The sequence below is a fragment of the Streptomyces lycii genome (assembly GCF_009735685.1).
GTDB classification, from domain to species: Bacteria; Actinomycetota; Actinomycetes; order Streptomycetales; family Streptomycetaceae; genus Streptomyces; species Streptomyces lycii.
Genome location: NZ_WHPN01000137.1, coordinates 1 through 10,728, shown reverse-complemented (window position 1 = coordinate 10,728; position 10,728 = coordinate 1). Strand labels below are relative to the sequence as shown.

General features: G+C 73.5%; 8 protein-coding genes. 5 read left to right on the top strand and 3 right to left on the bottom strand.

What is annotated here, in order from left to right:
• Nucleotides 1-290: 290 nt before the first annotated feature.
• Complete coding sequence (locus tag GCU69_RS05935; RefSeq protein WP_156205325.1) at nucleotides 291-1,448, top strand: acyl-CoA dehydrogenase family protein; 1,158 nt, start codon at nucleotides 291-293, stop codon at nucleotides 1,446-1,448.
• Between the two features lie 63 nt (nucleotides 1,449-1,511).
• A complete protein-coding gene (locus tag GCU69_RS05930; RefSeq protein ID WP_098752000.1) occupies nucleotides 1,512-2,399 on the top strand; it encodes an acyl-CoA thioesterase in 888 nt (295 codons plus the stop codon).
• A 548-nt stretch (nucleotides 2,400-2,947) separates the two neighbouring features.
• On the opposite strand, the gene GCU69_RS05925 is transcribed toward GCU69_RS05930, so the two are convergent.
• The gene (locus GCU69_RS05925) at nucleotides 2,948-3,745 is read right to left on the bottom strand and encodes a phosphatase (RefSeq protein WP_098751999.1); all 798 of its coding nucleotides are present in this window, start codon (nucleotides 3,743-3,745) and stop codon (nucleotides 2,948-2,950) included.
• A 363-nt stretch (nucleotides 3,746-4,108) separates the two neighbouring features.
• Between GCU69_RS05925 and GCU69_RS05920 the strand changes: the two genes are divergently transcribed.
• The 3 genes from GCU69_RS05920 (at nucleotide 4,109) to speB (ending at nucleotide 8,515) form a co-directional block, all read left to right on the top strand.
• Nucleotides 4,109-6,205, top strand: a complete 2,097-nt coding sequence (locus GCU69_RS05920) for a SpoIIE family protein phosphatase (RefSeq protein WP_098751998.1) — start codon at nucleotides 4,109-4,111, stop codon at nucleotides 6,203-6,205.
• 254 nt (nucleotides 6,206-6,459) lie between these two features.
• A complete protein-coding gene (locus GCU69_RS05915; protein ID WP_218037900.1) occupies nucleotides 6,460-7,242 on the top strand; it encodes an IclR family transcriptional regulator in 783 nt (260 codons plus the stop codon).
• A 268-nt stretch (nucleotides 7,243-7,510) separates the two neighbouring features.
• Nucleotides 7,511-8,515: an agmatinase gene (speB, locus tag GCU69_RS05910; RefSeq protein WP_156205324.1), complete on the top strand. Its 1,005-nt coding sequence runs from the start codon at nucleotides 7,511-7,513 to the stop codon at nucleotides 8,513-8,515.
• A 54-nt stretch (nucleotides 8,516-8,569) separates the two neighbouring features.
• Here the strand turns inward: speB and GCU69_RS05905 are convergent, their stop codons facing one another.
• Both GCU69_RS05905 and GCU69_RS05900 read right to left on the bottom strand, forming a co-directional pair.
• A complete protein-coding gene (locus tag GCU69_RS05905) occupies nucleotides 8,570-9,151 on the bottom strand; it encodes a hypothetical protein (protein WP_143671137.1) in 582 nt (193 codons plus the stop codon).
• Nucleotides 9,152-9,466: 315 nt separating this feature from the next.
• Nucleotides 9,467-10,462, bottom strand: a complete 996-nt coding sequence (locus tag GCU69_RS05900) for an AraC-like ligand-binding domain-containing protein (RefSeq protein WP_098752004.1) — start codon at nucleotides 10,460-10,462, stop codon at nucleotides 9,467-9,469.
• Nucleotides 10,463-10,728 lie beyond the last annotated feature (266 nt).

The window sequence follows — 10,728 nt, the reverse complement described above, 5'->3', positions numbered from 1 at the left end:
TGCGCGGCGAGATGCCGCGGCCCGCACCGCGCGGGCAGGGCCGCGGCAATGGATGCGGCAGCGGGCGATGGCTGCGGCAATTGGGCGGCAAGGTGGGCGGCCAATGGGACCGGCGGCGGAGACGGCCGCGGCAATCGGTTCGGCAACGGCGGAGGCCGCCGCAGTAACGGAGGTCGCACCGACGCCTCTGGACAGTCCTCGCGACTCCCCGGTAGCTTTTTATGAGCAAGCGCTTAGACAGTGACCGAGCGGCGCTTGGCCAGGGACCAGCAGAGGGAGGCGTGCCGCAGATGCGTCGCACGGTGTTCAACGAGGACCACGAGGCGTTCCGGGAGACCATCCGCGATTTCATCGCCTCCGAGGTCGTTCCCGTCTACGACCAGTGGCTGGAGGCGGGCCAGGCGCCCCGCGACTTCTACTACAAGCTCGGTGAGCTGGGCGTCTTCGGCATCGAGGTGCCCGAGGAGTACGGCGGCGCCGGTGAGACCAGCTTCAAGTTCCAGGCCGTGATCACCGAGGAGTGCGCCCGCGCGGGTGTCAGCTTCGGCGGCAGCGGCGTGCACACCGGGCTCTGCCTGCCGTATCTGCTGGCCTACGCCACGGACGAGCAGAAGAAGCGCTGGCTCCCCGACTTCGTGTCCGGCACGGCGATGTACGCCATCGCCATGACCGAGCCGGGCACCGGCTCCGACCTGGCCGGCATGAAGACCACCGCCAAGCGCTCCGAGGACGGCGGCCACTACGTCCTCAACGGCGCCAAGACCTTCATCACCGGCGGTGTCCACGCCGACCGCGTGATCGTCTGCGCGCGCACCGCCCCGCCCACCCCCGAGGACCGCCGCGCGGGCATATCCCTGTTCGTGGTGGACACCAAGTCCGAGGGCTACGCCGTCGGCCGCAAGCTGGAGAAGCTCGGCCTGAAGACGTCCGACACCGCCGAGCTGTCCTTCACCGACGTCAAGGTGCCCGCCGAGGACCTGCTGGGCGAGGAGGGCAAGGGCTTCTCCTACCTCGGCCAGAACCTGCCGCAGGAGCGGCTCGCGATCGCCGTCGGCGCCTACGCGCAGGCCGCGGCGGCCGTCGGGTTCGCCAAGGAGTACGTCCGGGACCGCACGGTCTTCGGCAAGACGGTCTCCTCGTTCCAGAACACCAAGTTCCAGCTCGCCGACTGCCAGTCGGACGTCGACGCCTGCCAGGCCGTGGTCGACCGCGCGCTGGACGCGCACGACGCGGGCGAGCTGACCGCCGCCGACGCGGCCTCCGCGAAGCTGTTCTGCACCGAGACCGCGGGCAGGGTCATCGACAAGTGCCTCCAGCTGCACGGCGGTTACGGCTACATGATGGAGTACCCCATCGCCCGGCTGTACGCCGACAACCGCGTCAACCGCATCTACGGCGGCACCAGCGAGGTCATGCGCTCGATCGTCGCCAAGTCGATGGGCCTGTGAGCGCGGTTACGTGCCGGACGCCGTGACCTTCGGCGGAACATCCACCTGACAGACTCAGGGACCATGAGCGAAGCACTACAGGGTCTCCTCGATCTGCTCGACCTCGAGCGGATCGAGGAGAACATCTTCCGCGGCGACAGCCACCCCGCCGTCATCCCCCGGGTGTTCGGCGGGCAGGTCGCAGCCCAGGCGCTGGTCGCGGCGGGTCGCACCGTCCCCGCCGACCGCGGGGCGCACTCGCTGCACGCGTACTTCCTGCGGCCGGGCGACCCCGGCGCGCCGATCGTCTACACGGTCGACCGCATCCGCGACGGCCGGTCGTTCACCACCCGCCGGGTGGTCGCCGTCCAGCACGGGCAGCCGATCTTCCACCTCTCGGCGTCCTTCCAGGCGTACGAGGAGGGGCTGGAGCACCAGCAGCCGATGCCGGACGCGCCCGATCCGGAGACGCTGCCGACGGCCGACGAGATGCTGCCCCGGCACGCGCACCTGTTCAGCGACCCGTCCGTGGTGGACCGGCTGCTGGAGGCGCGGGCCGCGGTCGACCTGCGGTATGTCTCCGAACCGCCGTTCGTGGCGGCCGAGAAGGGCCCGAGCGAGCCGCGCTCGCAGGTCTGGTTCCGTACGAACGGCAAGCTCGGCGGCGCGATCGACGAGCCGCTGCTGCACGTCTGCCTGGCGACGTACGTCTCCGACATGACGCTGCTCGACTCGATCCTGCTCGCGCACGGGCGCGGCGGCTGGGCGGTCGGTGACGTGGTCGGCGCGAGCCTGGACCACGCCATGTGGTTCCACCGCCCGTTCCGTGCCGACGAATGGCTGCTCTACGACCAGCAGAGCCCGTCCTCGTCCGGCGGGCGCGGGCTGGGGCAGGCGAGCATCTACACCGCCGACGGCAAGCTGGCGATCTCCGTGGTGCAGGAGGGCCTGGTCCGGGTGCCCCGGAGCTGACCCCCGGGTGCCCCTCGGGCGCTCCTCGGTGCGGGCGCCCCGGGTGCGGGCGCCCCTGCGCGTGGTTCGCCGGCGCGTGGTTCGCCGGGGCGGTCCGTCCCGGCCGGTTGTGCGACGGCTGTCCGGCTCGGGGGCTCTCGTGGCCGTGCGCCTCGGCTGTCCGGGAGGGCGGTCGCGTCCCGGTCCCGCGCCTCGGCTGCCCGGTACAGGGCTGCCCGGTACGGGGCGGCGCGATACGGGGCGGTCCGTCCCGGTCGTCCGTCACGGATCCCTCCCTGTGGTCCCTCCCGGTCGTCCGTCACGGCTGCCGGTCCTGGTCATCCGTTACGGCAGTCCGTCCCGGCTGTCGGTCCGTGCGGTGCGTCCCGGCCCGGGGCCGGAGGCGGGCGGCCGCCGCTCCGGAAGGGCCCGGGCCGCCCGGTAACACCCGCGCTCCGGGACGGCGCCCCTTACCGGGTCGCCCAGTCGTCCTGGGCCCGGTCACCCGGTCGCCCAGTCGTCCTGGGCCCGGTCGTCCCGGACCCGTTCGCCCCGGCGCCGGAGGGCGTTCAGCCAGTCGTCAGGTCCGCCGCCTCCAGGATGTACGCGGTCATCGGGTCGTAGAACCGCGGATCCAGCACGTGGTCGTCCAGCGGGATCGTGACCTGGAGTGTCCCCTCGGCCTCGCCCAGGAACAGCGCCGGGTCGTTGCAGTCCGCGAAGCCCACCGCGTCGATGCCGCGCTGCCCCGCGCAGCCCGCCCAGCCGTGGTCGGCGACCACCAGGTCCGGCAGCGGCCGTCCCTCCCGCGCCAGTCCGTCCAGGATCGCGGCCATCGGTGCGGGGGAGTGGGTGTGCCAGAGTGTGGCGCCCCGTTCCAGCATCGCCACGTCACAGAACTGGAAGACGAACCCCTCGTCCGCCTGGAGCCCGCCCGGGATCTCCACGATCTCGCAGCCCGCGGCGCGCAGCCCGGCCGCGACCGTGCGGTGCACGTCCAGCAGTCCGCCCGGGTGGCCGGTCGCGAACAGCACCCGCCGCCGCCCCTCGACGGCCTTCCGCAGCACCGTCGCCATCCGGTCCAGCGCGTCCACCGTCAGCGCCGGGTCGATGGTGTCCTGCCCGGTGCGGTGCTCCGGGTCGTCCACGACACCGCAGCGCTCCGCCATGACCGCCAGCACGTCCTGCTCGTCGTTCCACCGGTCGCCGAGTTCCAGGCCGAGCCAGTAGTGGCGGTCGCCGTTCGCGAGCTTGCGGTAGTGGGCGAGGTTGTTGTCCCGGGGCGTGGCGACGTCGCCCGCGATCCGGGTACGGACCAGGTGATCGATCAGTTCGGCGCGGGTGGGGGCAGGACTGGGTATCGGCATGCCGCCATTGTGCCCGGTGCCGTGCCCCGGCGGCCGGTGATCGCCCGCGAACGGCGAGCCGCTGACCGGGCACCGCCCGCCGGGCGGCCTGTCGGCGCGCCCCGGGCCCGGCCCGGCCGCGCTGCCTGCTCGCGAACGGGGGCACCGGCCCGCCGGGCCCGCCCGCCGGTGCCGCGGTCGCCGTCCCGGTCCCGGTGGCCGTCCCGGTCCCCGTCCCCGTCGCCGTCCCGGTCCCGGTGGCCGGTCCCCGGATCCGGTCCCGGCCGGGAGTGGTCGACCGGTTGGCGGCTGCCGGGATGCGGTGCGGCACCGGGGCCGACGACACTGGTGCCTGCCAGGTCGGGCACATCGGTCGGGAGTCGTATGGGTACACGACGCAGCGTCTCCGGTGGCCCGGACGGCCGGGATGTGGACGAAGCGGTTCTGTGGGCGCTCTTCTCCGAGTCGCCCATCGGCCTGCATGTCATGGACACCCAGTTGCGGCTGGTGCGGTTCAACACCGCGGCCAGGCACATCCAGCGGATGCCGCTGGACGACGCCGTGGGCCGCCACGTCGGCGAGTGGGCCGGTGACTTCTACGACGCGGACCTCGAGGCGGCGTTCCAGGGGGTCCTGGAAACCGGCCGGCCGGTGACCGACCTCGTCCTGCGCGGCCACGCCGGCACCGCCGAACTCGTGATCTCGCTGTCCTGCTTCCGGCTGCGGGACGCGGACGGCCGCACCCTCGGCGTCGCGTCGGCGATCGTGGACGTCACCGAGCAGCACCGGGCGCGGGCGAGGCTCGACCTGATCTACCGGGCCGGCGCGAGCATCGGCAGCGGGCTGGACCTCGTGCGCACCGCCCAGGAACTCGCCGACGCCACCGTGCCCGATCTGGCCGACACGGTCGTCGTGGAGGTGCTGGACCCGGTGCTGCGCGGCGAGGCCCCGCCGCCCGGAGCGCTGGACCCGACCACGCCGCTGCGATGCGTGGGCCACTGTTCCGCCGCGGAGACGCCGGACGGGGGCATCGCCGTCGGCGAGATGACCGGAGTGCCGTACGCGACCCCCTTCTCCCAGTGCCTGGCCGATCTCGGACCGCGGCTCGTCGCCCGGCTGACGCCGGATGTCGCGTGGCTCGCCCGGGAGGACGTACGGGGCCGCCGGATGCTGGACGCCGGGACGCACTCGCTGATGGTGGTGCCGCTGGCCGCCCGCGGTGCCGTACTGGGCCTGGCGCACTTCCACCGCCGGGGCACGGCCGCGCCGTTCGAGGCCGACGACCTGGCCGTGGCGGCCGAGCTGGCCGACATCGCGGCCGTCAACCTGGACAACGCCCGGCTCTACACCCGGGAACGCTCCACCGCCCGCATGCTGCAACTCAGCCTGCGCCCGGCCGAGGTCGCGGGGCACGCCGCGGTGGAGACGGCGTACAGCTATCTCCCGGTCGGCTCCGGCGGCGACTGGTTCGACGTCATTCCGCTGTCCGGCGCCCGGGTCGCCCTGGTGGCGGGCGACACGCCCGGCCGGGGCCTTCCGGCCGCCGCCGCGATGGGCGAGTTGCGCGCGGCGATCGGCGCGCTGGCCGTCCTCGACTTCCCGCCGGACGAGGTCCTGTCGCGTCTCCACGACCTGGTGACCCGTCTGGAGGGTGAGCACCAGGCGGCACAGGGTCCGCGGGGCGGCCTGGTGAGCCCGGGCGCGACCACGTGCCTGTACGTCGTCTACGACCCGGTGTCCCGGCGCTGCGTGGTGGCCAGTGCCGGGCATCCGCCCCCGTTGCTGGCGCTGCCCGACGGGACGGTGGAGTACATCGACGTACGGCCCGGCCCGGCCCTGGGCCGCAGCACCGCCGACCACCGGCCCGTCGAGCGCGAGCTGCCGGAGGGGAGCGTACTGGCGCTGTGCAACTCGGCCGTCTTCCGGGCGGGCTCGGACAGTCCCGAGACGCGGCTGGAGCGGTTCTCCCGGGCGATGCTGCCCACGACCCGGCCGCTGCAGGAGATCTGCGACGGTCTTCTCTACGCGCTCGTTCCCGAGGGCGAGGAGGAGGACGACGCCGTGCTTCTCCTCGCCCGTACCCGCGTCCTCGGCCCCGGGAATGTTGCCTCGCTGACCGTTCCCCACGCGCCGGAGAGCGCCGCCGAGGCCCGGGCGTTCGTCGAACGGCAACTGGCCGACTGGGACCTGGCGGAGCACTCCTTCGGTGCCGCGCTCGTCGTCAGCGAACTGGTCACCAACGCGATCCGCTACTCCGGCGGCAGCGTGCTGGTGCGCCTGGTCGTCGACGGGTCGCACCTCGTGTGCGAGGTGAGCGACGACAGCAGCACCGCACCGCATCTGCGCCATGCCGAAGCCGACGACGAGGGCGGGCGCGGTCTGCACATCACCTCCCAGATCAGCCGGAGCTGGGGAATCCGACCGGAGCGGCAGGGCAAGACGATCTGGGCGGAGCTGGCGCTGTCCGACGCCGCGCTGTGAGCCGCGCCGCCGTGCCCGGGCCGGGCGCCGTGCCCGGGCCGCGCGGCGACTGCGGCGCCGTCGTGAAGGCGTGCACGGCTGCCGCGGAACGTACGGCCTGCTCGGCGACGCGGACCGTGCCGACCGCGGTGCCCGGCCCCGAGACCCGACTCGGGAAGAGCGTGAACGCGGCCATGAACGCGGGCCGTTCGCCCATGTCCCTGGGTTGTTTCCGAAGAGCGGCACGCCTTGCCGCGATATGGCAAGATGGCGCCATGTCGTCGCCCTCCGCCGCCCCGGCACCCTCCGACATGGTCGGCAAGGCCCTGCGCGTCCTCACCCTGCTCGGGGAGAGCCCCGCCGGAACCACCCTGTCCGAGCTGGCCCGCGCCTCCGGCTTCCCGACCAGCACCTGCTACCGGCTGCTGCGGTCCCTCGCCCGGGAGCACTTCGTGGCGTTCGACGACCGCAGCAAGCAGTACACCCTCGGTCTGCGCGTCTACCAGCTCGGCCAGCAGGTCTCGCACGCGTACGGGTTCACGGGGGTGGCGCTGCCCGTGATGCGGCGGCTGGCCGAGACCTCGCGGGAGGCCGTGCTGATGTCCGTGCTCGACGGGGACCGGCAGCTCTGCATCCACTACGTGCAGGGGCCGCAGCAGGTCAGCGTGCGCGGCGAGCCCGGGCGGCACGGGCCGCTGCACTGCACCGCGACGGGCAAGGTCCTGATCGCCTTCGCCCCCTCGGGGACCCGGGCGGAGCTGACCGAGTCGGTCGGGCTGGAGCCGCTCGCCCGGAACACCCTCACCGACCGCGACGCCTTCCGCGCCGAGATCGCGTCCGTGCGCGACGCGGGGCACGCGGTGTCCGACGAGGAGCACGAGGCCGGCATCCGGGCCGTCGGCGTGCCCGTCCTGGGGGCCGACGGCACGGCACGGGCCGCCCTCTCCGTCGCCGCGCCCGCGTACCGGATGCCGCTCGGCGAACTCCTGCGGCTGCGGCCCGCGCTGGCGGAGGCGGCACGGGAGTTGGCGGTCGTCCTGCCGGCGGGGCCGTACTGAATCCTGCGGCGGGCCGTATCCGTCCGGGCCGGGCCGGCGCCCGCCTCCGGCCGTATCCGTCCCGGCCGGGCCGGCGCCCGGGGCCGCGGGCGGTGCTCGGTCCCCGGCCCGTACCGGCCCTGCCGTCCCCGGCCGCAGGCGGCGGCGCGATCTGGCCGCTCTGTAGAAAAACGCCACCGGGCTTACCGGAAAAGTACATGTACGGAATGCGCGGCGCTGCCTAGTCTCGAAGGGACAGCCGACCCCCACAGCCCGAGAGGCAGCCGCGATGACCTCCGCCGCCCAGCAGCCCGACGAGCCGCGCGCCCCCGGTGCCGGCCGGCCCCGGGGCCCGGTCGACTCGTCCCGCGTCCCGCGCTACGCGGGCCCCGCCACCTTCGCGCGGCTGCCCCGGCTCGACGAGGTCGGCACGGCGGACGTGGCCGTCGTGGGCGTGCCCTTCGACACCGGCGTCTCCTACCGCCCCGGCGCCCGCTTCGGCGGCAACGCCATCCGCGAGGCGTCCCGGCTGCTGCGGCCCTACAACCCGGCGCAGGACGCCTCCCCGTTCGCGCTCGCCCAGGTCGCCGACGCCGGGGACATCGCCGCGAACCCGTTCAACATCGACGAGGCCGTCGAGACGATCCAGGCCGCCGCCGACGACCTCCTCGACACCGGTGCCCGGCTGATGACCCTCGGCGGCGACCACACCATCGCGCTGCCGCTGCTGCGCTCCGTCGCCCGCAAGCACGGGCCGGTCGCGCTGCTGCACTTCGACGCGCACCTGGACACCTGGGACACGTACTTCGGTGCCGAGTACACCCACGGCACCCCGTTCCGGCGGGCCTTCGAGGAGGGCCTCCTCGACACCTCCGCCCTCTCCCACGTCGGCACCCGCGGGCCGCTGTACGGCAAGAAGGACCTGGACGACGACGAGAAGATGGGCTTCGGCATCGTCACCTCGGCCGATGTGATGCGGCGCGGCGTGGACGAGGTCGCGCAGCAGCTCCGGGACCGCATCGGCGACCGCCCGCTCTACGTCTCCATCGACATCGACGTCCTCGACCCGGCCCACGCCCCCGGCACCGGGACCCCGGAGGCGGGCGGCCTGACCTCCCGGGAACTCCTGGAGATCCTGCGCGGCCTGGCCGGCTGCCGGATGGTGTCGGCGGACGTGGTGGAGGTCGCGCCCGCCTACGACCACGCGGAGATCACCTCGGTCGCCGCCTCGCACACCGCGTACGAGCTGACGACGCTGATGTCCCGCGGGATCGCCGGGTCCCGGGCGGGCTGACGCCGCGCGTGCGGGCCGCCTCCGCCGGTTCCGAGGCGGCCCGCCGGCGCTCTGTCAGCAGGCGTCGACGTGGAAGACGGGGCTCCAGTCGCCCACCCGGTCCTCGGAGTAGGCTCCGGGTGTCGTGTAGATGACGTTGTTGGCGCTTCCGTACATCCGGGCCCGGGTCCCCGAGGACTGGTTGTTGCTCCAGGAGCCGTTGCCGAACCAGTTGATGTAGATGATGTCGGCGCACCGCTTCTGCCTGAGGACGTCGCCGGTGAAGTTCGTGCCCCGGTAGGCGCAGAAGGTGTAGTAGGCGCACGACGAAGGAGCCGCCGCGGCGCCGACGTTCTGGGTGGCGGGCGCGTCCAGGTCGCGGGCGTAGGTCTCGCCGGGCAGCACGAGCAGCAGCTCGGTGCCGTTCGCGCGGGTGATCTCGTTGGCGGCGGTCCGCACTCCTCCTTCGCGGGCCAGTTCGTCGGCGACGCGGGCTTGCAGGGTGCGGGCTTCGGCCGGGGTCAACCCGGCGGCGCGGACCTGTGCGCCGAAGTCCGCGGCCGGTGTGCCGGCTGCCGCCACCGGCGCCGACAGGGCGCTCGTGGCGACCACAGCCAGGACCAAGCCCAGACTTCTGCCGAACAAACGCTTCCTCACCTGGTTCTCCTTTTCGTTCGCTGAGACGCGGAAAGTGCCACGGGCCGGAGTCCGGGTCCGTGCGGGCAGGCCGTGCGGTCAAGCCGTGCGGGCTCTGCCGTCCGGGCCGCGGCCCCGGGGCCGCCGGCTCCCGGTCCGTATACCGGTCGGCCGTCGTGCTGCGGACATGCGGACATGCGGCATGCGGACATGCGGCATGCGGACATGCGGATGCGGACCCCCGTTCCGTTCGGCCGGCCCCGTGTACCTCGGCCTGACATCCCCGGATTCTTCCGGGGTGCCGCCGCTGTGTGGATAGCGCCGGGTGCCAGCTGCTTAGCGCTGCGTGCCGCTCTGCGCGCGCAGGCACGCCCGGCGGTGGTCGGTGGGGGTGGTGCCGTAGGCGGTGCGGAAGGCACGGGTGAAGTCGGCCGGACGGCGGAAGCCCCAGCGGGCGGCGACGGCGTGGACGGGGCGTGCGGCCAGGCGGGGGTCGGCGAGGTCGCGCCGGGCGTGCTCCAGGCGCTGGCGGCTGATGTAGGACGTGACCGTGGTGCCGTGGGCGTGGCGCTGGAAGAGGCGGTGCAGCGTCCGCAGGGAGATGTGGTGTGCGGCGGCGATGGTCGCGGGGGCGAGTCCGATGTCGTCCAGGTTCCGCCGGATGAAGCTCTGGATCTGCAGGAACTGCACCTGTCCGCGGGTTTCGGCGGGCGTCCGGTCCTCGGCATCGATGTGGTGAGCCAGCCATGCGGTGATCAGGTCGACGAGGATGTCGGCCAGCCGCTGGACGTCGGCGGCCCGGTAGTGGGTGGTGTCGGTGGCCAGGCGGGTGAGGAATCCGGCGAGGAGGCGTCCGATGCCTTCCTGCGACGGCATCCGGGTGGCCAGCGTCCGTTCCACCCGGTCAGCAGGCAGCGGCACCAGGGCCCGCGGGATCTGCACCACCACGGACGCCGCCCTGCCCTGCCGGGCCTCCACCACGGCTTCGTAGGGCCGGGAGGTGGAGTACACCACCAGGTCACCCGTCGCGAGGGAGGCCTCGCGCCGTTCCTGGGTGATGCCCTGCCGCCCCCGCAGGATGAGTCCCACCGCGTACATGTCGGGATCGGAGCGCCGGATCAGCCGGGGTGTCCGACGCGACGTCATCGAGGCGTAGGTCAAGGAGGTCACCTGCGCCACGCCCAGGTCCACGGCGTGCAGGGAGGCCCCGAAGTCCGCCGCACGGTCGATGCTGAACTCGTTGGGGATCAGGGCGAGGGCCGTGACCTCACGCCAGGCGTCCACCCGGTCCGGCACCGGGAGGTCCTGGCTGTCGAACACCTTTTCCAGCATCGAATCCATCCCCCTGTGTCCGGTACGTGTGGTGATCACCCGGAAGGTGTCTGACGCGAACCTGCCAGAAAACTGTCGCACAGTCACCGGGGGAGGCCCGGGGACGAGAAGGCCGGAGGCTCACCACGCACACCCACGGCCCGGACGGCCGTCCCGGAACCCCGGGCCAGGGACACGGACGGGGCACGGGCCGGGGGCGAAGGGGGGACGGGCCGGGAACGGGGGCACGGCGCGGGGGGTGCGGCGCGGGAGGTGCGGCGCGGGAG

Bases quoted from the DNA above. Each gene is read 5' to 3' on its own strand.
- GCU69_RS05900 (WP_098752004.1), bottom strand. From the start codon at position 10,462: ATGCTGGAAAAGGTGTTCGACAGCCAGGACCTCCCGGTGCCGGACCGG.
- GCU69_RS05935 (WP_156205325.1), top strand. From the start codon at position 291: ATGCGTCGCACGGTGTTCAACGAGGACCACGAGGCGTTCCGGGAGACC.
- GCU69_RS05925 (WP_098751999.1), bottom strand. From the start codon at position 3,745: ATGCCGATACCCAGTCCTGCCCCCACCCGCGCCGAACTGATCGATCAC.
- GCU69_RS05915 (WP_218037900.1), top strand. From the start codon at position 6,460: ATGTCGTCGCCCTCCGCCGCCCCGGCACCCTCCGACATGGTCGGCAAG.
- GCU69_RS05920 (WP_098751998.1), top strand. From the start codon at position 4,109: ATGGGTACACGACGCAGCGTCTCCGGTGGCCCGGACGGCCGGGATGTG.
- speB (WP_156205324.1), top strand. From the start codon at position 7,511: ATGACCTCCGCCGCCCAGCAGCCCGACGAGCCGCGCGCCCCCGGTGCC.
- GCU69_RS05930 (WP_098752000.1), top strand. From the start codon at position 1,512: ATGAGCGAAGCACTACAGGGTCTCCTCGATCTGCTCGACCTCGAGCGG.